The following is a 23,061-nucleotide window of genomic DNA, read 5'->3' as shown; positions in this document are numbered from 1 at the left end:
TCAGTTCAGGCAATCGGCGTGTTGACGCAGGTTCTGCCGAGCGTAGTAGTTGAACGCGGCGCCGTGGCGCTTGGGCTTGGAAATCCAGTCATGGGCTTCGCGGCCCAGCTCCGGCAGGATCGGTTTGATTGTGCCGGCGGCCATCGCCAGCAGCTGCAACTTGGCGGCACGTTCGATCAACTGTGCGATCACACACGCTTCCTCGATGCTCGCCCCGGTGGACAGTTGGCCGTGGTGAGAAAGCAAAATCGCGCGTTTATCCCCCAGGGCCGCCGTGATGATTTCACCTTCCTCGTTGCCTACCGGCACGCCGGGCCAGGCTTCGAGGAACGCGCAGTCTTCGTACAGCGGGCAGAGGTCCATGTGGGACACCTGCAGCGGCACTTCCAGCATCGACAACGCAGCGATATGAGTCGGGTGAGTGTGGATGATGCAGTTCACATCCGGGCGACCGCGGTACACCCAGCTGTGGAAACGGTTGGCCGGGTTGGGCATGCCGTGGCCTTCCAACACCTCCAAGTCTTCATTGACCAGCAGCAGGTTGCTGGCGGTGATTTCATCGAAACCCAGGCCGAGTTGTTGCGTGTAATAAGTGCCAGGTGTCGGGCCACGAGCGGTGATCTGCCCGGCGAGGCCGGAATCGTGGCCGTTTTCGAACAGGATCCGGCAGGTGAGTGCCAGCTTTTGCCGGTCGGTCCACGTATTATCCGCCAGGGTGTTTTGCATCTGGCTCAGCGCTTGCTTGACCAGTTGGTCTTTCGGGAGTGCTAATGTCTTGGCCATATCAGTGTCCTTGTTGGTCGCAAATGACACGAAAGAGACTATATGACACAAAGTGTCATTGGCAAGCATTCATCATCGCCTCTTTAATGGATTAACCGCTGCACATGTCTATCCGTTTGAAAATACTGAGAAAAAAACTTGGCGTGACCTTGGAGTCGCTCGCGGAAAAATCCGGGATGACCAAGAGTTACCTGTCGAAGGTCGAGCGCGGGCTGAATACGCCTTCGATCGCTGCGGCGCTGAAGTTGGCCAAGGCGTTGAACGTGAAGGTTGAAGAGCTGTTCAGTGAAGACAACGTCAGTCTCGACAGTTACAGCCTGGTGCGCAGCCATGAACGGCAGGCGTTGTCGGGTACCGATGCGTCACCGGGATATGCGGTGCTGGCGCATCAGGTCAGTGAGCGCAGTTTGTTGCCGTTTATCATTTACCCGCCGGCTGAGTTCACCGACAAGACCTTCAAGGAGCATTTGGGGGAGGAGTTTTTGTTTGTGCATGAAGGTCAGGTTGAGGTGGACTTCATGAGTGAGCGGGTGGTGTTGAATCGAGGGGATGCGTTGCATTTCAATGCGCAGAAGCCGCATCGGATTCGGTCGGTGGGGGAGGTTCAGGCGCAGCTTTTGGTGGTGGTGCATAGCGCTGAGGAGTGATTGCGGGGGTGGGGGCATATCCGTTATTTGGGTGATGGCTGGTATTGGTTCCGCTCTTACAGCGGCTCACTTTTGAAGAGCGCAAAAGTAAGCAAAACGCTCTTGCCCCACCACTCGGCACCTCGCCTAGGCTCGGTGTGCCCTCACTCCGGCTTTGGAGCGTGGGCCGCCGCGATGGGCCATCCTTGGCCCAGCGCGGCTAACCCGGCGTCCTGCCGGGTTACCCACGCTCCAAAGCCTGCGTTCGGCCAGCGTGGTTTAACGGGGCGCCTAAGATCAAGATCAAAAGCAGATCAAGAGCACAGCGGCCTACCGGCCGGCTTGAGTGTGGTGAAGCAACAGCAACAGCAGAATCAAAAGCTAAAGCGGGCACGGTCCAAATGTGGGAGCGGGCTTGCTCGCGAAGGTCGTTAACGATGACGCGGGCATTCTGATTCAACGCGGCGGTCTCAGGTTTTTCGCGAGCAAGCTCGCTCCTACAGGAAAGCAGCTCTGCTTTCGCTCTTAACACTCAAGCCGGCCGGTAGGCCGCTGTGCTCTTGCTTTTGATCTTGATCTGCGGGCCCCGTTAACCACGATGGCCGCAAGTAGGCACGGTGGAGCGGGTAAATCGGCAGGGAAGCCGATTTAGCCGCGCCGGGCCATGGATGGCCCGTCGCGGCGGCCCGCGGAGCCGAGCCGGAGTGCGGGCATGCCGAGCCTAGGCGAGGCACCGAGTGGTGGGGCAAAGCGTTTTTTGGTTACTTTTTTAGGCGTTTGTAAAAAAGTGACCCGCTGTAAGAGCGGAACCCTAAGTAGCCGTTACCGCAGCAACGGATATGTACACCTCACCCCCGCCCCCCCCATCACCGCTCCACGGGCACCGAAAGCCCCGAATCCCCAAGCGCATGACTACGCGCATCAAAAAACCGCAACTCCACCTCCACCCCTTCAAACAACTCCGCAAAACGCCGCTTCTGCTGCTGAATAAACCCCGCACTGCGCCCAAACACCGAAATCGCCAACGTCTTGATCTTCGCCTGCCGAATCGCCTGCACCAGATGCACATCCTGCGCGCCGAGGTGATGCCCGAAAATGCAAAGCGCGCCCTCATGGCTCAACAACTGCTCGTAACAGAACGACAAATAGTCAGAACTGCGAATAGTCTTCAGCTTCTCCTCAACCTTGCCCTCGCTGACAAACAACGGCACATCATCCAGCGTCTTGATCGTATTGTTGATCGCAAAACTGCTAAGCAACGTGCTGTCAGTGGTCGGTAATTTACGCGCCGTACCGTCAAGGTTACGCACCAAGTGCAAACCACCATGCAAATACAAAATGCGCGTGCTGTCGGTGACAGTATTACGCAGGTCAAAGCTCGCATCCGCGCTGCGAAACAGATCATCGATGCCCGGCGCCTGCAGGATCGCCCAGTAGTTGAGCAAGTCGTAATTGCTGGTGAAAACCGTCGGATAACTCGCCAACTCCTGATGAATCGTCGCCAGCGTCGAAGGCTTCACCAGGCGCCACGGAATATGCACGCTGTGGATCGTATTGATCAGCGCTTCCTTGATCGCGTAGTAGCGATTACGTGGCGCCGCCGAGCTGACCGCCAAGGCCTTGTTGACCCGGCTGGTGGTTTTCAGCGCGCCCAGCACCTGTTCGAAACTGCGGGTCTGCATCGCGTCAAACACGCTGAGTTCGGACTGGCTCAGAGGTTTTTCTTCCACGGCGCGGGCGTTTTCGAACAGTGAGTCGTAGGCAAAGTCTTCCCACACTGCGCGGCTGGCGCCGTTGCCGATCAGGATCCCGCTGAAGGCGGTACTGCTGCGCAAGGCGTTCCAGTCTTCAAGGTGGGCGTCAAAATCCTGGGAATCCTTCATTGCGGCGTGTCTACTCAAAATCGGCTGGGCGGTGACTTTATCACGAGCGGGCGTTGATCCTGGTCAAGATGCCGCAGGCAATCGAGGTCGATGCTGTAGGCATAACGACTTTCGAGGATTAGCCACCATGAGCAGCACCTTCTTCATTCCATCCGTCAACATCATGGGCATCGACTGCCTCGACGAAGCCATGATCGCGATTCGCAACTATGGCTTTCGCAAGGCGCTGATCGTCACTGACGCCGGGATGGCCAAGGCAGGTGTCGCCAGCATGATCGCCGAGAAACTCGCGATGCAGGACATCGACTCGGTGGTCTACGACGGCGCCAAGCCCAACCCGAATGTCGAGAACGTCGAAAAAGGCCTGGCGCTGCTGCAACAGAGTGCCTGCGATTTCGTGGTCTCCCTGGGCGGCGGCTCGCCCCATGACTGCGCCAAAGGCATTGCCCTGTGTGCGACCAACGGCGGGCACATCGGAGACTACGAAGGCGTCGACCAGTCGGCCAAACCGCAACTGCCGCTGGTGGCCATCAACACCACCGCCGGCACTGCCAGCGAAATGACCCGCTTCTGCATCATCACCGACGAAACCCGTCACGTGAAAATGGCTATCGTCGACCGCAACGTTACGCCGCTGCTGTCGGTCAACGACCCGGCGCTGATGGTCGGCATGCCCAAGGGCCTGACCGCCGCCACCGGCATGGATGCGCTGACCCACGCGATCGAAGCCTACGTGTCCACCGCCGCCAATCCGATCACCGATGCCTGCGCGATCAAGGCCATCGAACTGATCAGCGCCAACCTGCGGATTGCGGTGCGCGACGGCCAAGACATGGCCGCCCGGGAGAACATGGCGTATGCGCAGTTCCTTGCCGGCATGGCCTTCAACAATGCGTCCCTGGGGTTCGTGCACGCCATGGCGCACCAGTTGGGCGGGCTGTATGACTTGCCCCACGGCGTGTGCAATGCGGTGCTGTTGCCCCACGTGCAAAGCTTCAACGCCAGCGTCAGTGCCGAGCGCCTGAGCCATGTGGCACGGGCCCTTGGCGCAGACATCAAGGGGACCTCAGTGGAAGAGGGCGCCCAGGCGGCCATCGCGGCGATTCGCAGCCTGTCCCAGGACGTGGAAATTCCTGCCGGGCTGCGGGAGTTGGGCGCCAAGTTGCAGGACATCCCGCTGCTGGCGTCCAACGCCCTGAAGGACGCCTGCGGTCTGACCAACCCACGGCGCGCGGATCAGCGTCAGATTGAAGAGATCTTTCGCAGCGCGTTCTGATCAGCCCTGGCCATGGCGACGCACAGCAGTGCGCCGCCCGCCAGCGCCACGCATAACACCGCCAACGGCCAGGCCTGCTGACTCGCCAACAGGCTGGCCACCCCGCCGATCGCCGCCGCCATCAACTGATGCATGAAACCGCTCAAGGCCATGGCGTAGGAGCCGCTCACCGGTGATTCATCATTGGCCAGCGACAGGCTGATGGGATAACTCATCGACTGCCCGAACACCGCCAGGCAATACGGCAGCCACAGCAGGATCGCCAGCCCATTGGCGAACAGGCTGCCCAGCAACATCGTCGCGCTGCCGCACATCACCAACGCCACGCCCCAACTCATCATCGACAGGCGCCCGGTGCGGGCGACGAGGCGATTGACCATCAACGCCCCCGCCAGATACGCCCCGCTGATCGGCCAGCCGAGCCAGCCATATTGCGCAGCGCTCCACTCGAAATGGCCCTGCAAAATCAACGGTGCGCAGGTGTTGAACGCGATGATCACCCCGTAACCCAAACCGCCCGCCAATGCAGGCCGCAGGAACGCCGGATGGCGCAGGATCGTGCCGTAGATGCGCCAGGCCGAGGCGTGTCCAGAGGCGTTTTCCAATCTCGGAAACACCACCCGTTGCAGCGCTATCATCAAGCCGACAGCCGCCACCGACAGCCCATAAAAGATCGCCTCCCAGCCAAACGCCACCTGCAACAGCGAGCCCACAAACTGCCCGATGCCCAAGGCGATCACGAACGTCATCCCCAGCCACGACAAGCCTTTGGCCAACAGGGCACCGCTGAAACTGTCGCGGACCAACACCCGCGCCATCACCGACACGCCGCCCGCGCCGAGGCCTTGAACCAGCCGCAGGCCGAGGAACGATTCGAGGCTGTAGGCGGACGGAATCGCTGCACTGGCCAGCGCATACAGCGTCAACGCCGCCAGCAACACCGGCTTTCTGCCCAGCCGCTCACCGAGGCTGCCCCAGGCCAACATCGGCAACGCCATGCCGATCAAATACACCGCCAGGGCCAGTGCTACCTGATCCTCTGCGGCGGTCAATGACAAGGCAATTGCCGGCACGGCAGGCAGATAGCTGCTGATGCCAACCTGGGACAGAAAGGCCGCGCTGCAGGCGATGGCGAGGGTGGTGGTACTTTTCAAGGGGCAAAAGATCCTGTTGAGCAGTAAGCTGCAAGCCGCAAGCTACAAGCTGCTAGTGTGTTTGTCTCTAGCTGGCAGCCTGAAGCTAACCGCTTGTCGCTTAGGAACCAACCTTATGAGAGTTCTATTATTCGGCGCCACCGGCATGGTCGGCCAGGGCGTGTTGCGCGAGTGCCTGCTGGCCGGTGACGTGCAGGAAGTGGTCGCCGTAGGCCGTACCGCACTGGCCCAGGAACACGGCAAGCTGCACCAGGTGCTGCATGCCGACATGTTCGATTTCCAGCCGCTGGAGCATCTGCTGCAAGGTTTCGATGCCTGCTTCTTTTGCCTGGGTGTTTCTTCGGTGGGCATGGACGAGGTCAAGTACACCCATTTGACCTACGACCTGACCCTGGTGGCCGCCAGCACCCTGGCCCGGCTCAATCCGCAAATGACCTTCATCTACGTGTCCGGCGCCGGGACTGACAGCAGCGAAACCGGCAAAACCATGTGGGCGCGGATCAAGGGCAAGACCGAGAATGCGTTGCTGCGCCTGCCGTTCAAGGCGGTGTACCTGTTCCGTCCCGGGGTGATCCAGCCGTTGCACGGTGTGCGTTCGAAAACCCCGCTCTACCAGTCCATCTACACCGTGGTCGGCCCGTTGTTGTCGCTGCTGCGCCATGTGCGGCCGGCGTGGGTAGTGAGTACGGAAACCGTTGGTCGCGCGATGCTCTCGGCCGTCCGGCACGGCGCACCTCTGCCGGTGGTGGAGCAGGCCGATATCAATCGCCTGGCCACCGAGCGCGCCTAGATGCTGCACAAAAGCCTGGTTCGTCGCCTTGATCTGATCACGCTGCAGTTGTTTGTGGCGGTGCATGAAGAAGGCACGCTGACCCGCGCTGCCGCCCGTGAAGCCATCGCGGTCTCGGCGGCCAGCAAGCGTTTGATGGAATTGGAACAGGTGCTGGGCGTGAGCCTGTTTGTGCGCCAGGCCAAGGGCATGCAGCTCACGGCCGCCGGCGAGACCTTGCTGCACCATGCGCGGCAGATGCTGTTCAACGTCGAGAAAATGGGCCTGGAACTGGGCGAACACAGCCACGGCGTGCGCGGCTATGTGCGGATGCTGGCGAATCTCTCGGCGATCATTCAGTTCCTGCCTGAAGACTTGCGCGACTTTTCCGCGCTGCACCCGCAGGTCAAAGCCGACCTGGAAGAGCGGCCCAGCAATGGCGTGGTCCAGGGCGTGATCGATGGGGTGGCGGACCTGGGTATCTGCTCCAGCGACACCGACACCAAAGGCCTGCCCGGCGTGACCTATCGCCGGGACAAACTGGTGGTGCTGATGCCGGCGGATCACCCGTTGGCCTCGCGCAAGACACTGGCGTTCGCCGAGACGCTGGACAGCGACTACGTGGGGCTGCATTCCGCCAGCTCGATCAACATGCGCACCCACGCGGCGGCACGGGAGGCGGGCAAGGTGCTGCGCCTGCGGATCCATGTGCCGGGTTTTGATGCCATGTGCCGAATGGTCCAGGCCAACATGGGCATCGGCATCCTGCCGCAAAAGGCCTATGAATTGTTTGGCCGGGCGTTGGGTTTGCACGCGGTGCCGCTGACGGATGCCTGGTCGGATCGCAGCCTGATCCTGGTGGTGCGTGATGAAGCGCAGTTGTCGCCGGTGAGCCGGTTGTTGTTCGATTACCTGCGGCGGGAGCAGGCGTAAGCAAATACCCTGTGGCGAGGGAGCTTGCTGTGGCGAGGGAGCTTGCTCCCGCTGGGCTGCGTAGCAGCCCCAAAAAAAGCCGGGCGCTACGCACTCCAGCGGGAGCAAGCTCCCTCGCCACGACCAACTCTGACTCTAGCCTTCGCATTTGGCGAACGCTCGTTGCCAACTGACGGTTGGATTTCTACTGCCTGCGTCCTCTAGCCTTGGCCCACATTCCAAGAACAAGAGGTACACCCCATGACGGCTCCCCTGAGCGGTATCAAGGTGATCGAGATCGGCACCCTGATTGCCGCGCCGTTCGCCGCCCGGCTGATGGCCGAGTTTGGCGCCGAGGTGATCAAAATCGAAGCCATGGGGCAGGGCGATCCGCTTCGCAAATGGCGAAAGCTGCACGAAGGCACGTCGCTGTGGTGGTACCTGCAATCGCGTAACAAGAAGTCCCTGGCCCTGGACCTCAAGTCCGCAGAAGGCCTGGACCTGGTCAAACAATTGCTGTGTGACGCCGACGTGCTGATCGAAAACCTGCGCCCCGGCGGCCTGGAAAAACTCGGCCTGGGCTGGGACGTACTGCACGCCCTCAATCCCAAGCTGACGTTGGTGCGCATCTCGGGCTACGGCCAGACCGGCCCTTACCGCGACCGCCCGGGCTTCGGTGCCATCGGCGAGGCCATGGGCGGGATTCGCTACACCACCGGCAACCCGGACTCGCCACCGGCACGGGTGGGCGTGAGCCTCGGTGATTCCCTGGCCTCACTGCACGGTGTGATCGGTGCGCTGATGTCGCTGTTGCGGGTCAAGACCGGCCAGGGCGACGGCCAGATTGTCGACGTGTCCCTGGCCGAAAGTGTGTTCAACCTGATGGAAAGCCTGGTACCGGAATACGACATGCTCGGCCATGTACGCGAACGCAGCGGCGGCGCCTTGCCCGGCATCGCACCCTCCAACACCTACCTGACCGCCGACGGTGCCTATGTGGTGATCGCCGGCAACAGCGACCCGATCTACAAGCGCCTGATGCTCGCCATCGGGCGCGCCGACCTGGCCGAAGCGCCGGAGTTTGCCCACAACGATGGCCGCGCCGCCAAAAGCGGCCTGCTCGACGCCGCCATCACCCACTGGACCAGCAGCCTGCCCATCGACCAGGTGCTCAGCGCCCTGGAAGCCGCCGAAGTACCGGCAGGGCGCATCTATTCAGTGGCTGACATCGTCGCCGACCCGCACTACCAGGCCCGCGATATGTTGCTCAGCGCCGACCTGCCCGGCGGCCTCACGGTGAAGATGCCCGGCATCGTGCCCAAGCTGTCGGAAACCCCCGGCGCCGTGAACTGGCAGGGCCCGAGTCTGGGCCAGCACACCGATGCAATCCTCGGCGACCTGGGCTTGAACGGGGCCGATATTCAACGCCTGAAAACCTCGGGAGTGGTGCAATGAAAAGCTATTCCGATGCCTTGATCGTGCAGGAAGTCTCGCCTCGGGACGGCCTGCAAATCGAGCCGACCTGGGTCGAGACTGTCGATAAGATCGCGTTGATCGACCAACTGTCCCTGGCGGGTTTTTCCCGGATCGAAGCCGGTTCGTTTGTTTCACCCAAGGCCATTCCCGCCTTGCGCGATGGTGAGCAGGTGTTCCAGGGCATTACTCGCCGCCCCGGCATTATCTACGTGGCGTTGATCCCTAATCTCAAGGGCGCCCAGCGCGCCGTCGAGTCCCGGGCCGATGAGTTGAACCTGGTGATGTCCGCCAGCCAGACCCACAACCTGGCGAATATGCGCATGCGCTGCGAAGCGTCGTTGGCGGCGTTCGGCGACATCGTGAGTTTCGCTGCCGACTATCCGGTGCTCCTCAACGGCAGCATCGCCACCACCTTCGGCTGCCCGTTCGAGGGCAAGATTGATGAAGACCGTGTGCTGCAATTGGTCGACGCCTACCGCGAGTTGGGCATTCAAGGCATCAGCCTGGCGGACACCACCGGCATGGCCAACCCGCGTCAGGTCGAACGCCTGGTCACGCGTGTGCTGGAGCGTATTCCGGCGAGCGACCTGACCCTGCATTTCCACAACACTCGCGGCCTGGGTTTGTGCAACGTGCTGGCCGCGTACGAGGCCGGGGCCCGAAGGTTTGATGCGGCGTTGGGCGGCCTCGGCGGCTGCCCGTTTGCTCCGGGCGCGTCGGGCAATATCTGCACCGAAGATTTGGTCAACCTGTGTGAGGAAGTCGGGATTCACACGGGCATCGACCTGCCGCACTTGCTGAAAATGTCGCGGCAATTGCCGCCCCTGCTCGGCCATGAACTCCTGGGCCAGGTGGCCAAGGCCGGGCGCAATTGCGACCTGCATCCGCCACCGGCCTACATCGCCACCTTGTAAGCCGCCACCAGACAACAAAAACAATCGGACGCCTGTGAGCAGTCCGCTGGAGAGAAACAATGAGCCTTAATACGTTGGAGGCCGGCGTGCGCCCGGCCGCTGAGCACGATGCCGAAAAAGCCCTGGTCAGCAAGGTCGCCTGGCGCCTGATGCCGCTGATCATGGTCTGCTACCTGTTCGCGTTTTTTGACCGCATCAACATCAGCTTCGCCAAGTTCCAACTGCAGACTGACCTGAGTTTGAGCGACACCGCCTACGGCCTCGGCGCCGGGCTGTTTGTGGTCGGCTATGTGATCTTCGAAGTGCCGAGCAACATGATGCTGTACAAGGTCGGCGCCCGCCGCTGGATCGCGCGCATCATGATGTCGTGGGGGCTGGCGACGGCCGCCATGGTGTTCGTCACGGCGGAATGGCAGTTCTACGGCCTGCGCTTCATCATCGGTGCGATGGAGGCCGGGTTTGCCCCAGGCGTGTTGTATTACCTGACGTTGTGGTTCCCGCAGCACTACCGTGGGCGCATCACGTCGATGCTGTTCCTGGCGTCGGCGTTTGCCGGGCTGGTGGGCGCGCCGTTCTCCGGGCTGGTGCTGGAACACCTCGACGGCGTGCTGCAGATGCGCGGCTGGCACTGGTTGTTCCTGCTCGGTGGCTTGCCTTGCGTTGGGCTGGGTTTCCTGGTGCTCAAGCTGCTCAAGGACCGCATCGAGGATGCCCACTGGTTGACCTCGGCGGAGAAGACGCTGCTGGCCAGCCGCATTGCCGTGCATGAACCCCACAAGAGCGGCGGCTCATTGCTGGCGGCTCTCAGGATTCCCGGCTTCCTGATGCTGGGCTTTATCTACTTCCTGATCCAGGTAGCGTCCTACGGCCTGAACTTCTGGGCGCCACAGTTGATCCGCAGCGCGGGCACCCAGAGCCCGGTGATGATCGGCCTGCTGACGGCGATTCCCTACGTCTGCGGCGCCATCAGCATGGTGGTGATCGGGCGCTTGTCCGACGCTACCGGCGAGCGCCGCAAGTTCGTCAGTGGCCTGGTGGCGCTGGGCGCGGTGGGGTTCTTCTGTGCAGGAATCTTTGCGGACCACACCACGTTCTTGATCGTCGCTCTGAGCTTGCTGGGCGCGGGCATCATTGCCTCGATTCCGACCTTCTGGACCTTGCCGCCGAAGCTGTTGGCCGGTGCCGGGGCGGGCGCGGCGGGCGGGATTGCGGTGATCAACACCCTGGGCCAGTTTGGCGGCATCGTCAGCCCGGTGATGGTCGGCCGGATCAAGGACCTGACCGGCAGCACCACGCCGGCGCTGTATGTCATCGGCGTGTGTGCGCTGCTGGCGGCGGCGCTGTTGCTGTGGGGCTTGCCGCAGAAACTGCGCACCCTCGACAAACACTGATCAGCCCGCGGTTACCAGCGATCGGGTGGGCGTGGCGCTGAACTGAATCAGTGCCACGCCGCCGATCAACATCAACGCCCCGATCAAACGGGGCGCAGTGAGTTGACGCTCCACCAGCCCAAACAGGCCGAAGTGATCCAGCATCAACGAAGCGATGATTTGCCCGGCCATCGCCAGGGCGATAAACCCCGAAGCGCCGAGCTTGGGCATCAGGATCAGTGCCAGCGAGATAAAGCACACACCGAACGCACCGCCGCTCCACATCCACAGCGGCGCCTTGGTGATAAAGCCAAGGTTGGGCAGCGGCAGGCGTAGGGCCAGGATCACCGGCAGCAGCACGATAATGCTCACCAGCAGCGAGGCGAGGGTGGCCCACAACGGATGGCCCAGGCCGCGTCCCAGGTTGGCGTTGATCGCACTTTGAAACGGCACCACCGCCCCGGCGAACGCCGCCAACAGCAATAAACCTACCCAATGCATCGTCGTCATCATCAATCTCCCAGAGGTTTTGCTGGACTCTAGGCTATTCGTCGCGCAAATTTAAATTCCAAGTTCTTATGCAGAACATGCAGCTGATGAATGATCTTCGACGCATCGACCTTAACCTGCTGGTGATCCTCGACGCCTTGCTCAGCGAGCAGCACGTCACCCGTGCCGCCGAGCGCTTGCACTTGAGCCAGCCGGCGGTAAGCCACGCCCTGGCGCGGTTGCGGGATTTGCTCGGTGATCCGTTGCTGGTACGCCAGGGCAGCTCGTTGGTGCCCACCGCGCGCGCCCTGGAACTGGCAATGCCGCTGGCGGAGGCGTTGGCCCAGGTGCAGGCGTTGCTGGCGCCCAATCGCTTTGATCCGGCCTCGGCCAAACGTACTTTTCGGGTGGCGATGTCGGACTACGGCGCGGCGATTTTCTTGCCGGAGCTGGTGCGCACTTTGCGCCGGGAAGCGCCGGGGATTGATTTGCAGATTATCCAGGCCAGCCGCGAAGGCATGCTGGATGGCGTGCTCAATGGCGACATCGACCTGGCTGCCGGGGTGTTTCCCGACATGCCTGCCGAACTGCGCAGCACGCCGTTATTTGAAGAGCATTACGTATGCCTGGTGGACCGTGACAGCCTGCCTGACAACGGCGTGCTTGACCTGCCCACCTACCTGGCGCGGCCCCACGTGTTGCTGGAAATGCGCGGCAGCGGCACTCCGGAAATCGAACGGGCGCTGACGGCGATTCGTGAGCGCCGGCACGTGGCTATCAGCTTGCCTCATTGGGGTGTCGCGCCGCAGTTGATCCAGGGCACGGACCTGATTCTTACCGTGTCGTCTCGCGGGCTGCTCAACATTGATCACGAACGGCTACTGGCCGTGCCGCCGCCGTTTCATATCCCGTCGTTTGCGTTTGTGCTGGCATGGCATTCGCGGCGCGGTGGAGACCCGGCGTTGCAGTGGTTGAATGGGCAGGTGCAGGGTGTATTGTTTGAGCGCGTTTGATAAGCACAGTGTTTAAGGAAGAACTCCATGCTCTTAGGCCTCAATCACCTGACTCTCTCCGTCACCGACTTGAACCGCAGCATCCGTTTCTACAATGAGCTGCTGCAACTGCGCCTCGACGCGACCTGGGACAACGGCGCCTACCTGTCGCTGCCGGGGCTCTGGTTGTGCTTGTCCTTAGAGTCACTAAGTACACCCGCTGCCGGATACACCCACTATGCGTTCACCGTTGCTGCCGAGGACTTTGCCTCAGCGGTGGCCCGCCTGCGAGCCGTCGGTGTAGCCGAATGGCGCGACAACCGCAGTGAAGGCGCTTCGTTCTATTTCCTTGATCCCGACGGTCACAAGCTTGAGGTTCACGTTGGTGACTTGGCGTCACGCCTGCAAGCCTGTCGCGATAAGCCGTATGTAGGGATGAAGTTTTATCCTTAGCAGCAGAACAGGCAGAACGCTTCCAGCCCCGTGCGTTACCGGGCCTGTTTGGCAGCAAGGCCTGACGACCGTTCGTCGCACTGACAAGTTTTTTCTAAACCTTTATCGCCCTGAAAATTCAGATTCAGGGCGGGGTTCGTTTCCCTGCACCTGTTTATTACCTGGAGGAACCCATCATGAGCCGCATGGCTATCCGGTTACGCACCGCCAGTTTCGCGATGCTGCTGGGCCTCGGCGCCAGCAATGCTTTCGCCCAGTCGCCTGCCGATTTCATCGAGCAGGCTTCGGCCAAGGGCATGGCCGATATCGAGACCAGCCGCATGGCACACGCCAAGACTTCGTCCCAAGAGATCAAGGACTACACCATCGAAGTCATCAATGAACGCACCCTGGCCAATCAGCACCTGGCGGCAATCGCCAAGAAGCTCGATTTGCCGGTGGCCCCACGGGACAAGATCGTCGACAAGGCCGAATCGCTGATGCCCGAGCTCAAGGACGGCGATTCGTTTGACGCCGCCTACACCGCCCAGCAGATCAAGGCCAATGAAGACGCGATCGCCTTGTTCAAGCAGGAAGGCGCCGAGTCGGATATTCCGGAAATAAAGGCCCTGGTGGATGAGACCCTGCCCAAGTTGGAGGAGCGCCTGGAGAAAGCCCGGGCGCTGGCGTCGACTTACGGTAAAGGTCACCAGGGCGACGGTTGATTGCCTTGAGTCGTTCATAAAAAACGGCGGTTGGATAAGTTCCAACCGCCGTTTTTTTATGCTTGATTCAGGTCGGTCTTGGGCTGTTCGCGTTCAGTCGTCAGCGTGGTGACGGTGATGGTTTCGCTGTCGCCCATGGTCTTGTATTCCTTGCGCAATTTCTCAAGCTGCTTGCGATCAAGGCCATCGAGGCTCAGCACCGCGTTTTGCGCGTCCTTGGTGGCGCGCAGCAGTTCGTCGATCTTGATATGCAAAATGTCGTTGTCGCGGTTTTGCGTGTTCTGGATCAGGAACACCATCAGGAAAGTGATGATGGTGGTGGAGGTGTTGATGATCAGCTGCCATGTGTCGTTGTAGTGGAAATAAGGCCCGCTCAAACTCCACAGGAAGATCAACGCCACCGCCGCGTAGAACGTGCGGGCACTGCCTGCCCAACGGGACAGGGATTGTGAGACTGCGGAGAATTTCATGACCGTTTTCCTTAAAGGGTGGGTGATGAAAATACTGACCGCAGGCGTGCGCTGAAATTTCTTTTAACAAATGAGTTTTGAGCAGAATTGTATGTTTTTCCGTTGGCCCTTTAGGACGGGTCCTACGCTGCCTTGAAGCGCGGAGGGGAAGACTAGGCTTTTGTCCGGACTTGCCCCATGCATTCCACCGCAACCTGCGATTTGGTTACCCTTTATCACCATACCGAAGAGCATTTCTTAACGGCGCTCTGCCCGCTGCTTCACCGCTACAGTGCCTGCGTAAATGCGTATTTTGCCGACGAGCATTCCGTCCCCTGGAACCTGCTGATTGTCCTGGTGGGCAGTTCGGCACTGGAGCACTCAATGGACGCTCCGCTGGAGCTGATTCGCCGTACCCCACTGCCGACACGTGTCTTGATTCATGACGACAAGGTGGAGGGCCTGGGCGAAGTGCTGACAGGGATGGGCTTTGTTGCAACAGAGCGGACGACAGCCATGTTCCTGGAACTATCGACGTTTATCCCGGTGTCGGGAGACAGTCATCCGAACGTCCAGCTGACTCGGCACTTGAGCGAATGGGCCGGCCCGATTGGCCGGGCGTTCGGGATGTCGCAGGGCAGTGTCGGGCACTATCAGGCACGGCATCAGAGAGCCCTGGACAGCGATCAAGCCCTTTACCACTTCACACTGTCAGTCAGCGCCGGTGTGGTGTGTTCGTTGACGTTATCGATGTGCGATGGCGTGGCCCGGCTTAATGACATCGCGACTGAGATCGCCTGGCGGGGTAAAGGCTATGCCACCCAACTGATTCACGCGGCACTGGCTCATGCCCAGGCCCTGGGCGCCCGGCGCTGCTTTCTTGAGGCAACGTCACAGGGTTTCTCGCTTTATCGCAAGCAGGGTTTCAACCCGTTGTTCGAATATCAGGTGTTCATGCGTGAGGCCGTGGTTCAAGCGGAACCGGATGGCGTTTGTGCCTGAACGCCATCCTCAAGCTCCAAGAGGTATTGCTTGGCTTCAAGCCCGCCGGCGAAACCGGTCAAGCCGCCTGAAGCACCGATCACCCGATGGCACGGTGCGACAATCGAAATCGGATTGCGCCCATTGGCTGCGCCCACCGCACGCACTGCCTTGGGGTTACCGATCTGTGCGGCGATCTGGCTGTAGCTGCGGGTCTGTCCGAACGGGATGGTCAACAGCGCCTGCCAGACTTTCTTCTGGAAGTCGGTGCCGGCAAAGTCCAGTTCCAGCTCGAAACGGTTGCGGGTACCGGCGAAGTATTCTTTCAACTGCCGCTCGGTTTCCCGCAACACCGGGCTGTTGTTGGCCTCTTGCAGGACCCCCAGCCGAACACGGTTGGGGCGCTCTTTTTCCCAGAGGATGGCGGTGAGTTTTCCGTTACGGGCGACGAGAGTCAGTTGGCCGACGGGGGAGGGCATGTATTGGTATTCATAGGACATGGTCGGGCTCCTTGAGGGTGTACGGCTCTACTGTAGGTGGGCCGGTCCAGGGTGGAACTACGTTTCTTGCGGTCGAATTCGCGAAAGACTTAGAAGTTCCAGTAAACCCAATCGGCGTAATACGGATACCCGTAAAGCCACGAGAACCAGTACAGCGCCTTGAGTACCGATGCCGTGCCAATGACAAAAAATGAAGCGATGTTGAGCAGCGTGATGATCACGGCAAATACGGTTACACGTCGGCTGGCATGCAGTTGGGCAAACCGGGCGCCGTAAACGGAGGCTGCGATGGACGCCAGCGCCAAGACGAGTCCCAACGGAAAGGGCAGCCTGAGAAACGAGAGCAGCAGAGGCGCAATCAGCACCCAGCCCAGTACCTTGCGCAGTACGGGTTTTGGAGTGCGTTGTGCGGGAGGGAGCATTGAACGATTCCTTGAAGTGCTGTTACCGGTCTTGTTGCAACACTTTGAGCGCAGCAGACGCAAGAAAGCCCGAACGGCTTTTTTCTTCCGGATGATGCAGGACGTATTCGTCAATGCGGTTCAGCAGATAGCCGGGCAACGTGATATTGAGTTTCTGTGCCTTGCCCAGGTACTTGGTGACATCAATATCCACCACCGCCCAAGTGCAGCCGGCATATTGCGGGTTAGCGGCATGGAGGGTGACTTTCTGTGCTGTAGGAATGGGCGCACCGTCTTCTGCGAGGATCTCGAAGTGGCCTTCGATCGCTTCGCGGGCCATGGCCATGGCGTCGTCCAGATCATCTCCAGCTGAGAAGCAACCGGGAATGTCCGGGACTTCCACACCCCAGGCATGGTCCTCGTCACCGGTTGAAATTGCGATTGGGTACAGCATGTTTGTTGTCCTCCACGAACGTATTAGCTGAGCAGCGCCTGTTTCAAAATGCTCTTTGCGGTCTTGTCCAGCAGGTCCTTTTTAGGATGGGGAATCGTCACCAGCCCCGGCTTTGTCGGGTGCTTGAAATGGTGATGGCTGCCTCTGATTCGCACCAGATACCAGCCATCCGCAACGATGTGACCTATCAAATATCGGCTGTCCACATCACCTCCTTGTGGTGTGTGTTGGTGGTGACTATAACCACTGAAGATAAATTATCAACACTCTACCTACCAGCGGTCGACGACCGATGTTGCTGTAGGTGGCGTATGCAGTGTATGAGCGTGTGGGGACTGCGCCCGGCGGAGGTATTGCGAGGTTTTTCGGCAGAGCAATCAGGCTTGCTGACGAGCCTGTAGCAACTCATCAATCACGCTCAAAAATGCCCTAACCATCAAGCTGCTTACATCGTTGCGCGTCAGAACAAGTAAACGGGCATACGCATCCTCGTCCACCAACGGCCGATACGTCACGCCCTTATTCATCAAACTCTGAGTGCATTCCGGCACCAGTGCCACACCTTGGCCCGCCGCCACCAGCGCAATGATCGAGGTGATTTGCCGCCCCGAAGGCCCGGCTCGCAGTGGCAAACCCTTATGCCGATAAAGCTGCTCGATGGACTGGTTGAGGCCCGAGCCGTAATCGGCTGGAAACAGAATCAGTGGATACACGCTCAGCTGCGCCAGGCTGACCTCGGCCTGGCTCGCCAACGGGCTGTCGCTGGACACCGCAGCGACCAGCCGCTCCTCACCCAACGACAACGCTTGCACCTCAGTCTGACCTTCCTGGGGCAGTAACCGGCTGAGGCCAATATCCAGGCGCCCATCAGCCACCTGTGCGCCCAGGCTCCCGGAGGCGCATTCCACCAGTGTCAATTGCACATCGGGAAAGCGTTGGGCGAAGGCCTGAATCGCCTGGCTGAACAAATCCGACAGGGCTATGGAACTGACATAACCCAGCGCCAGTTGCCCGGCGGCACCTGCAGCCAGTTTGCCGGCAATGACCTCGGCGAGGTCGACCTGCTCCAGCACCGCCCGTGCATAGGGCAGAAACGAGCGCCCTTGGGCGGTGAGCGAAACCGTGCGACTGGTGCGGTCGAACAGGCGAAACCCCAGTTCAGCCTCCAGCGCGGAAATCTGCCGGGTCAACGGTGGCTGGGCCAGGTGCAGGCGCAGGGCGGCGCGGCCGAAGTGCAGTTCTTCGGCGACGGTCAGAAAGTAACGCAGCTTGCGTAGGTCGAGCATCCTGGCCCCGGGGTATTGATCGGTCCGAAATCGGTATTGGTCTCGGGTGTGCGGGTCATTCTATAAAGGCCTCTGATAATAAAACGAGAGGTTTCATGAAACCGCGCCTGCATTGTGCCCGTCTTGCCCTGTTCCTGTGTGGCTGCGCGGCGTTTCTCAGCCTCTACGCCACCCAGAGCATTTTGCAGACGCTTGCCGCCAACTTTGAAGTGAGTGCCAAGGCCGCCGGTTGGAGCATTACCGTCACTACGTTGGCGGTGGCGCTGACGGCGCCGTTTGTCAGCCGCCTGACCGGGCGGTTTGAGCAACGCACCGTGATCTCGGTGGCCGCGCTGTTGCTGGCGCTGCCGGCGCTGATGACCGCCTATGCCAGCAGCTTTGCCGAGTTGCTGGTGTGGCGCTTTATCGAAGGGATGCTGATTCCGGTAGTGTTTGCCACCAGCGTGGCCTACATCGGCGATCGCTGGCGCGGCGGCACCGTGACCGAAGTCACCAGCCTCTACGTGGCCGGCACCGTGCTCGGCGGTTTTGCCGGGCGCTTCGTCAGCGGGGTGATGACCGAGTATGTCGGCTGGCGTGAAGCCTTTGAACTGTTGGCGGTGTTGAGCCTGATGGTGGGCGGGTTTATCCAGTTTCTGCTGCCGGACAATCCTCCCCGTGTTGCCCAACCTGCAACTACCTGGAGCGATGTGCTCAGCACTCCGCTGTTGGCAGCCTACGCTGTAGGATTTTGCGTGCTGTTCTCCCAAGTGGCGACCTTTACCTACGCCGGACTTTACCTCAGCCAAGCCCCCTTCGACCTCGGCCCGGCGGCGCTGGGCACCCTCTACCTGGTGTTCCTGCTGGCACTGGTGGTGATCCCCATCGCCGGGCGCCTGAGCAAATCCCGCCCGCAATCCGAGCTGCTGACCGCCGCTGCGGCACTCGGCGTCTGCGGCTCGGCGCTGACCTTATTGCCGTCCCTGTGGTGCATCGTACTGGGCCTGGCCCTCAGCTCCACCGGCGTATTCCTCGCCCAGGCCGCCGCCAGCGCCTTCACTACCGCCACCGCCCGCCACAACAAGGCCGGCGCCGTGGGCCTGTACCTGACCTGCTATTACCTGGGCGGCAGCTTCGGCGCCATCGCCCCCGCGCTGATCTGGGGACGCTGGGGCTGGACGGGATGCGTAGCGCTGATCATCGGTTTCCAGTTACTGTCACTGGTGATCGCCCTGGCGGGCTGGAAGCCCCTCCAACCTGAACTGAGCAAGACCTCATGAACGACGCCGTTGCCTTGCCCGTGCCCGAGACTTCCGCCCGTCGCCGCTCGTTGATCGCAGGGTGCAGCGCCCACGCCATTCATGATGGCCTGACCGATGTGATCTACGTGCTGCTGCCGATCTGGCAAGCGCAGTTCGGCATGACTTACGCCCAGATCGGCCTGCTGCGTGGGGCGTACTCCGGGATGATGGCAGTGTTCCAACTAATGGCCAGCCGCGCTGCCAAACGTTGGGGGCGCACGCCGATGCTGGTGGGTGGCACGGCGCTTGCCGGTTTTGCCTATCTGTTGGTGGGGCAGGCGACCGGGTTGGGCATGTTGTTGCTGGCGCTGCTATTGGGTGGGCTAGGGGCGAGTACTCAACACCCGCTGGCTTCCTCGATGATCACCGACAGCTATGAGAGAGGAGGCGGGGTCAAGGAGGCGCTGTCTCAATACAACTTTTCCGGGGACATCGGCAAAACCCTGGTTCCCGGGTTGGTTGGCCTGTTGCTGACCGTCATCAGTTGGCGAGCGAGCGTCACGTTGTTGGGCCTGCTGGGATTGGCGGCAGCGGGGTTGCTGTGGTGGCTGATACCCACGCAGGCAGCTTCATCCACTTCCGGAAAAGCCGCCAAGACCTTGATCGGAAGTGGCTCGGTCAGCGGCCTGCGTGCGCTGATCGTTACGGGCACACTCGACAGTGCCGTGCGCATGGGCTTTCTCACGTTTTTGCCCTTTCTTCTGCAAGCTAAAGGCGCTGGTACTGCGGGTATCGGCCTGGCGCTGACCATGCTGTTTATCGGCGGCGCCTTCGGCAAATTGCTTTGCGGCTACCTCGGCGCACGTATCGGCATGATGAAAACCGTATGGCTGACGGAGACCAGCACAGCGCTGTTGATCGTCGCGGCGGTGTACCTGCCGTTGAGCGGGTTGATGGTGATGTTGCCGGTGTTGGGGCTGGCGCTGAATGGCACGTCGTCGGTGCTTTACGGCGCGGTCCCGGACCTGGCCCGCGCGGGGAAACGAGAACAGGCATTTGCGGTTTTCTACACCGGCACCATCGGCGGCGGCGCACTGGCGCCGGTACTGTTTGGTGGCTTGGGGGACTCGATGGGCGTGCCGGTGGCGGTGATGGTGCTGGCGGGGATGTTGTTGCTGACGTTGCCGTTGGCGTGGGTGGTGCAGCGGGGTTGCTCACTCAAATAATCGAATGATTGGCGACATGCCCCGGCTGCGCTTGCAGATCGATACCCAGGGCGTGAAGCACCTTAAGTACGGTTTCGAAGCGGGGCTTTGCTCCAGGGGCAAATGCCTTGTACAGGCTTTCACGGCCCATGCCCGTATCGGTCGCGACCCGCGCCATTCCACGAGCTTTGGCCACGTACCCGACGGCCCTGAGGAACTCCTCGTTATCGCCGTCTGCCAGGACTTGAGAAAGATATTCGCTGATGGCTTCGTCACTGTCGAGCAGTGCTGCCATATCAAATGTCGTCAGTGTTTGGCTCATTATCAAACTTCCTTTGCCAGTTTTTTTGCTCGCCGGATGTCGGCGTCTTGTGAGGATTTGTCGCCACCGGCCAGCAAGACGATGACGGTTCTTCCTCGCTGCGTGAAATACACTCGATAACCCAGACCGATATCTACGCGCATTTCCGAGACACCATTGCCTACCGTCTTTATATCGCCCAGATTGCCAGCAGATGCGCGATCGATGCGCCGGGCGATGGCGATTTTTGCGCGTAAATCACGTATTGCTGAATGCCAGGTAATGAAGGTCTGCGTTTGCTGGACAAGATAGTTCACGGGTTCTCACTGTATCCATATGGATACTGACTGGCAATAGGCATGAGCACGCGCGCGCGGTGCGGTTAGGCGCAGGAGAATGATGTGAGTAAGGCCAAGGATTCAAATGCTCTCTTGTTGCGAGCGATTGCAGTGTCGAAGTCTCTTGCAGTTGCTGACCCCTAATCCATCAAGGATGCGATCCGCTGCGCATCCTCCGGCGTCGCCGGGTTGTACACCACCATATTCAGATCCTTGCGCCCATCGACCGCAAACACCGAATACTCAAATTCGATCGGCCCCAACACCGAATGGCGTATTCGCTTGATGCGATCACCATGGGCACCCTGAACATCGTTTTCGCTCCACATCGCCTTAAATTCAGGGCTGCGTCGACACAGTTCATCCACCAGCGGCTGCACCTGCTCCGCCGCGCCTGAGCGCGCCGTATCAATCCTGAAAGCCCCCAACACAAACCGCGCCACGCTTTCCCAGTCGTATTGGGCCGCGCGGGAATTGGGATCAAGGAACATGAACCGCAGAATATTTCGCTGTTCCGGCGCCTGGGATCCGTAGTCCATCAACATGACCGTCGCCGCCTGGTTCCAGGCCACCACATCCCAGGTCGCCGTACGCAGGATCGCGGCGCTGGGGTTCAAGGCATCCAGCACCCGTTGCAGGCGTGGCGTCACCGTTTCGTTTTGCTGATAGCGCACTTCGGGTGGGCGTCCGAAGGCCAGCAGGAACAGATGCTCGCGTTCGATATCGGTCAGCATCAGGGATTGGGCAATCCGCTCCAGCACTTCCACCGACGGCGCGCCGCCACGGCCCTGTTCGAGCCAGGTGTACCAGGTGGGGCTGATGTTCGCGCGTTGGGCCACCTCTTCGCGGCGCAAACCTGGCGTACGCCGTCGTGCCGATGAGAAGCCGAATGCCGCCGGATCAAGCCGGGTACGTCGGTCTTTCAGATAGCTGCCCAACGGGTTCCCACTCATAGCCTGTTAGCCTCTATACCCTGATAACTTCACTACTTTACCCGTATAGGGCAAGCGCACAGATTAGTCTCTGAATACACACGGAGATACGGTTTATGCGCATATTTATCACGGGTGCCAGCGGATTTATCGGGTCGGCTGTCGTCAAGGAATTGATCTCGGCGGGCCATCAGGTGCAGGGGTTGTGCCGCTCGGATGACAAGGTGGCGGCGCTGGAGGCCGCCGGGGCTCAGGTACATCGTGGGTCGCTTGAGGACCTGGAAAGCCTCAAGTCTGGTGTTGCCCAGGCGGATGGCGTGATTCACCTGGCGTTCAATCATGACTTCTCGAAATTCGTCGCGAACTGCGAGGATGACCGCCGGGTTATCCGGGCATTGGGAGACGCACTTGCCGGGTCGGATCGACCACTGATCATTACCTCCGGTGTCGGGATCGCGAGCACCGTGCCGGGGCAGTTGGCGACGGAGGATGGTGCGGTGGTTACCTCAGCGCAAATTCCTCGTGCAGCGTCGGAAGAAGCGGCTAACGCTGTAGCCGCGACGGGGGTGAATGTGTCGGTGATGCGTTTGCCTCAAGTACACGACACCGTCAGGCAGGGGCTGGTTAGCCCGGTGATCGAGTTGTATCGCGAGAAGGGTGTTTGCGCTTACATCGCCGACGGGAAAAACCGTTGGCCGGCGGCACATATTCTGGATGTAGCTCGGCTCTACAGACTGGCGATTGAAAAGGCGGAGCCGGGCACGAGGTATCACGCGGTGGCGGAGGAGGGTGTGTCGCAGCGGGAGATTGCCGAGGTGTTGGGGACGCGGCTAGGGTTGCCGGTTAAATCCATTTCGGCACAAGAGGCTCAGGGGTTTTTTGGTTGGTTGGCAAGGTTTACCGCTCACGATATGCCGGCATCCAGTGCGATCACGCGCAAGAAGTTGGGATGGGAGCCTGTGGGGCCGGGGTTGCTTGCGGATCTTGCGCAGTTGGAGGGAATTGAAGGCTGAAGCGCGGATTGGTCTGAACATTTGAACCTTGCTCCATTGCCTACACAACCATCAGAATCGTCCCGGTTGTACGCCTTGGGCGACCTCTTTAAGGTTCGTCAGCCGCTGCCCATCAGCGGTCGGGTTTAGTAGCCCTGTGAAGTTTTGGCGTACGGCTGTTCTGTCGGTCAGGCATTTTAT

27 protein-coding genes are annotated in these 23,061 nt (G+C 60.5%); 14 read left to right on the top strand and 13 right to left on the bottom strand.

The window, feature by feature from the left end; all coding sequences use genetic code 11:
* Complete coding sequence (locus HBJ59_RS03480; protein WP_076015980.1) at positions 1 to 783, bottom strand: aldolase; 783 nt, start codon at positions 781 to 783, stop codon at positions 1 to 3.
* 104 nt (positions 784 to 887) lie between these two features.
* Here HBJ59_RS03480 and HBJ59_RS03475 point away from each other — a divergent pair, with 104 nt between their 5' ends.
* Entirely contained in the window at positions 888 to 1,430 is a 543-nt protein-coding gene (locus tag HBJ59_RS03475; protein ID WP_093200858.1) for a helix-turn-helix domain-containing protein, read from the top strand.
* An 845-nt stretch (positions 1,431 to 2,275) separates the two neighbouring features.
* Here HBJ59_RS03475 and HBJ59_RS03470 read toward each other — a convergent pair.
* Positions 2,276 to 3,292, bottom strand: a complete 1,017-nt coding sequence (locus HBJ59_RS03470; protein WP_167662778.1) for a DUF4917 family protein — start codon at positions 3,290 to 3,292, stop codon at positions 2,276 to 2,278.
* Positions 3,293 to 3,419: 127 nt separating this feature from the next.
* Here HBJ59_RS03470 and yiaY point away from each other — a divergent pair, with 127 nt between their 5' ends.
* Positions 3,420 to 4,568, top strand: coding sequence for an L-threonine dehydrogenase (yiaY, locus tag HBJ59_RS03465; RefSeq protein ID WP_076015978.1), 1,149 nt, complete (start codon positions 3,420 to 3,422; stop codon positions 4,566 to 4,568).
* On the opposite strand, the gene HBJ59_RS03460 is transcribed toward yiaY, so the two are convergent.
* A complete protein-coding gene (locus HBJ59_RS03460) occupies positions 4,535 to 5,722 on the bottom strand; it encodes an MFS transporter (protein WP_167662777.1) in 1,188 nt (395 codons plus the stop codon). The two genes, yiaY and HBJ59_RS03460, sit on opposite strands and share 34 nt — an antisense overlap.
* Before the next feature lie 115 nt (positions 5,723 to 5,837).
* On the opposite strand from HBJ59_RS03460, the gene HBJ59_RS03455 reads away from it, so the two are divergent.
* From HBJ59_RS03455 to HBJ59_RS03435, 5 genes are all read left to right on the top strand, one after another.
* Complete coding sequence (locus tag HBJ59_RS03455) at positions 5,838 to 6,512, top strand: NAD(P)H-binding protein (protein WP_076015976.1); 675 nt, start codon at positions 5,838 to 5,840, stop codon at positions 6,510 to 6,512.
* Positions 6,513 to 7,424: a LysR substrate-binding domain-containing protein gene (locus tag HBJ59_RS03450; RefSeq protein ID WP_102604146.1), complete on the top strand. Its 912-nt coding sequence runs from the start codon at positions 6,513 to 6,515 to the stop codon at positions 7,422 to 7,424.
* Positions 7,425 to 7,664: 240 nt separating this feature from the next.
* A complete protein-coding gene (locus HBJ59_RS03445; RefSeq protein WP_167662776.1) occupies positions 7,665 to 8,858 on the top strand; it encodes a CaiB/BaiF CoA-transferase family protein in 1,194 nt (397 codons plus the stop codon).
* A complete protein-coding gene (locus HBJ59_RS03440; protein WP_167662775.1) occupies positions 8,855 to 9,793 on the top strand; it encodes a hydroxymethylglutaryl-CoA lyase in 939 nt (312 codons plus the stop codon). Before HBJ59_RS03445 ends, HBJ59_RS03440 begins: the two co-directional genes overlap by 4 nt.
* A gap of 59 nt (positions 9,794 to 9,852) precedes the next feature.
* Positions 9,853 to 11,184, top strand: coding sequence for an MFS transporter (locus HBJ59_RS03435; protein ID WP_167662774.1), 1,332 nt, complete (start codon positions 9,853 to 9,855; stop codon positions 11,182 to 11,184).
* Here the strand turns inward: HBJ59_RS03435 and HBJ59_RS03430 are convergent, their stop codons facing one another.
* The gene (locus HBJ59_RS03430; protein WP_167662773.1) at positions 11,185 to 11,673 is read right to left on the bottom strand and encodes a DMT family transporter; all 489 of its coding nucleotides are present in this window, start codon (positions 11,671 to 11,673) and stop codon (positions 11,185 to 11,187) included.
* 68 nt (positions 11,674 to 11,741) lie between these two features.
* Here HBJ59_RS03430 and HBJ59_RS03425 point away from each other — a divergent pair, with 68 nt between their 5' ends.
* From HBJ59_RS03425 to HBJ59_RS03415, 3 genes are all read left to right on the top strand, one after another.
* Positions 11,742 to 12,665: a LysR family transcriptional regulator gene (locus HBJ59_RS03425; protein ID WP_076015970.1), complete on the top strand. Its 924-nt coding sequence runs from the start codon at positions 11,742 to 11,744 to the stop codon at positions 12,663 to 12,665.
* Between the two features lie 27 nt (positions 12,666 to 12,692).
* Positions 12,693 to 13,097, top strand: coding sequence for a fosfomycin resistance glutathione transferase (fos, locus tag HBJ59_RS03420; RefSeq protein ID WP_076015969.1), 405 nt, complete (start codon positions 12,693 to 12,695; stop codon positions 13,095 to 13,097).
* A 176-nt stretch (positions 13,098 to 13,273) separates the two neighbouring features.
* Complete coding sequence (locus tag HBJ59_RS03415; RefSeq protein ID WP_003212082.1) at positions 13,274 to 13,801, top strand: DUF4142 domain-containing protein; 528 nt, start codon at positions 13,274 to 13,276, stop codon at positions 13,799 to 13,801.
* A gap of 56 nt (positions 13,802 to 13,857) precedes the next feature.
* Here HBJ59_RS03415 and HBJ59_RS03410 read toward each other — a convergent pair whose 3' ends face one another.
* Positions 13,858 to 14,271 (bottom strand): low affinity iron permease family protein, encoded by a 414-nt coding sequence (locus HBJ59_RS03410; RefSeq protein ID WP_076015968.1) that lies wholly within the window; start codon positions 14,269 to 14,271, stop codon positions 13,858 to 13,860.
* A 177-nt stretch (positions 14,272 to 14,448) separates the two neighbouring features.
* Here HBJ59_RS03410 and HBJ59_RS03405 point away from each other — a divergent pair, with 177 nt between their 5' ends.
* A complete protein-coding gene (locus tag HBJ59_RS03405) occupies positions 14,449 to 15,252 on the top strand; it encodes a GNAT family N-acetyltransferase (protein ID WP_076015967.1) in 804 nt (267 codons plus the stop codon).
* Here the strand turns inward: HBJ59_RS03405 and HBJ59_RS03400 are convergent.
* From HBJ59_RS03400 to HBJ59_RS03380, 5 genes are all read right to left on the bottom strand, one after another.
* The gene (locus tag HBJ59_RS03400) at positions 15,222 to 15,731 is read right to left on the bottom strand and encodes a methylated-DNA--[protein]-cysteine S-methyltransferase (protein WP_076015966.1); all 510 of its coding nucleotides are present in this window, start codon (positions 15,729 to 15,731) and stop codon (positions 15,222 to 15,224) included. The genes HBJ59_RS03405 and HBJ59_RS03400 overlap by 31 nt on opposite strands.
* Before the next feature lie 89 nt (positions 15,732 to 15,820).
* The gene (locus HBJ59_RS03395; RefSeq protein ID WP_167662772.1) at positions 15,821 to 16,153 is read right to left on the bottom strand and encodes a hypothetical protein; all 333 of its coding nucleotides are present in this window, start codon (positions 16,151 to 16,153) and stop codon (positions 15,821 to 15,823) included.
* A 22-nt stretch (positions 16,154 to 16,175) separates the two neighbouring features.
* The gene (locus HBJ59_RS03390; RefSeq protein ID WP_003212074.1) at positions 16,176 to 16,586 is read right to left on the bottom strand and encodes a type II toxin-antitoxin system HicB family antitoxin; all 411 of its coding nucleotides are present in this window, start codon (positions 16,584 to 16,586) and stop codon (positions 16,176 to 16,178) included.
* 23 nt (positions 16,587 to 16,609) lie between these two features.
* Positions 16,610 to 16,792, bottom strand: coding sequence for a type II toxin-antitoxin system HicA family toxin (locus HBJ59_RS03385; RefSeq protein ID WP_003189411.1), 183 nt, complete (start codon positions 16,790 to 16,792; stop codon positions 16,610 to 16,612).
* A 171-nt stretch (positions 16,793 to 16,963) separates the two neighbouring features.
* Positions 16,964 to 17,872 (bottom strand): LysR family transcriptional regulator, encoded by a 909-nt coding sequence (locus HBJ59_RS03380; protein ID WP_167662771.1) that lies wholly within the window; start codon positions 17,870 to 17,872, stop codon positions 16,964 to 16,966.
* Between the two features lie 95 nt (positions 17,873 to 17,967).
* Between HBJ59_RS03380 and HBJ59_RS03375 the strand changes: the two genes are divergently transcribed.
* Together HBJ59_RS03375 and HBJ59_RS03370 are read left to right on the top strand one after the other, a co-directional pair.
* The gene (locus tag HBJ59_RS03375) at positions 17,968 to 19,131 is read left to right on the top strand and encodes an MFS transporter (RefSeq protein WP_167662770.1); all 1,164 of its coding nucleotides are present in this window, start codon (positions 17,968 to 17,970) and stop codon (positions 19,129 to 19,131) included.
* Positions 19,128 to 20,318 carry an MFS transporter gene (locus HBJ59_RS03370; protein WP_167662769.1) on the top strand — a complete coding sequence of 397 codons (1,191 nt, stop codon included), beginning with the start codon at positions 19,128 to 19,130 and terminating at the stop codon, positions 20,316 to 20,318. Before HBJ59_RS03375 ends, HBJ59_RS03370 begins: the two co-directional genes overlap by 4 nt.
* Here the strand turns inward: HBJ59_RS03370 and HBJ59_RS03365 are convergent.
* The 3 genes from HBJ59_RS03365 to HBJ59_RS03355 form a co-directional block, all read right to left on the bottom strand.
* Positions 20,311 to 20,619 (bottom strand): addiction module antidote protein, encoded by a 309-nt coding sequence (locus tag HBJ59_RS03365; protein ID WP_003212064.1) that lies wholly within the window; start codon positions 20,617 to 20,619, stop codon positions 20,311 to 20,313. The two genes, HBJ59_RS03370 and HBJ59_RS03365, sit on opposite strands and share 8 nt — an antisense overlap.
* A 2-nt stretch (positions 20,620 to 20,621) precedes the next feature.
* Positions 20,622 to 20,915, bottom strand: coding sequence for a type II toxin-antitoxin system RelE/ParE family toxin (locus tag HBJ59_RS03360; RefSeq protein WP_063032679.1), 294 nt, complete (start codon positions 20,913 to 20,915; stop codon positions 20,622 to 20,624).
* A gap of 161 nt (positions 20,916 to 21,076) precedes the next feature.
* Positions 21,077 to 21,889 carry a helix-turn-helix transcriptional regulator gene (locus HBJ59_RS03355; protein ID WP_167662768.1) on the bottom strand — a complete coding sequence of 271 codons (813 nt, stop codon included), beginning with the start codon at positions 21,887 to 21,889 and terminating at the stop codon, positions 21,077 to 21,079.
* Between the two features lie 95 nt (positions 21,890 to 21,984).
* Between HBJ59_RS03355 and HBJ59_RS03350 the strand changes: the two genes are divergently transcribed.
* A complete protein-coding gene (locus HBJ59_RS03350) occupies positions 21,985 to 22,881 on the top strand; it encodes an SDR family oxidoreductase (RefSeq protein ID WP_076015960.1) in 897 nt (298 codons plus the stop codon).
* Positions 22,882 to 23,061: the final 180 nt, after the last annotated feature.

It is taken from the genome of Pseudomonas sp. AN3A02 (assembly GCF_011765255.1).
Lineage (GTDB): Bacteria > Pseudomonadota > Gammaproteobacteria > Pseudomonadales > Pseudomonadaceae > Aquipseudomonas.
Note: the sequence above shows the minus strand (reverse complement) of the source record. Positions and strands in the feature narration are given on the sequence as shown.